This is a genomic window from Neisseria sp. P0020.S005, assembly GCF_051957055.1.
Taxonomy (GTDB): Bacteria; Pseudomonadota; Gammaproteobacteria; order Burkholderiales; family Neisseriaceae; genus Neisseria; species Neisseria subflava_A.
On record NZ_JBQCWV010000023.1, the window covers coordinates 1 to 1,073 of the forward strand.

1 protein-coding gene is annotated in these 1,073 nt (G+C 51.4%); it reads right to left on the reverse strand.

Going from position 1 to position 1,073, the window contains the following annotated elements:
* Window positions 1-147 precede the first annotated feature (147 nt).
* Window positions 148-1,073, reverse strand: a 926-nt coding sequence (locus tag ACTHTU_RS11105) for an IS5 family transposase (RefSeq protein ID WP_440362580.1), incomplete at its 5' end; no start/stop codon positions are given.

Sequence of the window (1,073 nt, forward strand, 5' to 3'; positions counted from 1 at the left end):
GAGACCTTTGCAAAATTCCTTTCCCCCAACAGCCGAAATCCAAACATAGGTTTTCGTCTATTTCCGCTCCTAATTACTCCTGATTTTACCCAAATATCCCCTTAATTCCCCTTGGATACCTGATTAATCAGGCATCCGGGCCGCCTTTTAGGCGGTAACAGGCACACTTAGCCTGTTGGCGGCTTTCAATAGGTTCAAACACATCGCCTTCAGATGGCTTTGTGCACTCACTTTGAGCAGCCCGAAATAGGCTGCCCGCGCATAGCGGAATTTACGGTGCAGCGTACCGAAGCTTTGTTCGATCACATAACGGGTCTTCGACAAATACCGGTTACGTTTGGTTTGCGTTTCCGTCAGCGGACGGTTGCGGTGTGCTTTGCGCATAATGCCGTCCTGCAGTCGACGCTCTTTCAGATGTTGCCGGTTTTCCTCACTGTCATAGCCTTTGTCGGCATAGACGGTCGTATCTTTGGCTATACCTTCCAGCAAAGGCAACAGATGGTTGCACTCATGGGTATTGGCGGGGGTGATGTGCAGTTTCTCGATATAGCCTTCCTCATCGGTGCGGGTATGTTGTTTGTAACCAAGTTTGTAGAGGCCGTTTTTCTTTATCCAACGGGCATCGCTGTCTTTACTCGGTGTGGTTTGGCCGCTGACTTGTCCTTCCTCATCGACTTCTATAGCCTGACGCTGTTTGCTGCCGGCGGTCTGAATAATGGTGGCGTCAATGACGGCGGCGGATGCTTTCTCTACTTTTAAACCTTTTTCGGTCAGTTGGCGGTTGATCAGTTCCAGCAATTCGGACAGGGTGTCGTCTTGCGCCAACCAGTTGCGGTAGCGGCATAAGGTGCTGTAATCGGGGATGCTCAGTTCGTCAAAACGGCAAAACAGGTTGAAGTCGATGCGGGTGATGAGGCTGTGTTCGAGTTCGGGATCGGAGAGGCTATGCCATTGTCCGAGCAGGACGGCTTTGAACATGGACAACAGGGGATAGGCGGGACGGCCGCGGTGGTCTCGGAGGTAACGGGTTCTTTGACGATTCAGGTATTGTTCGATCGGTTGCCAATCAATCA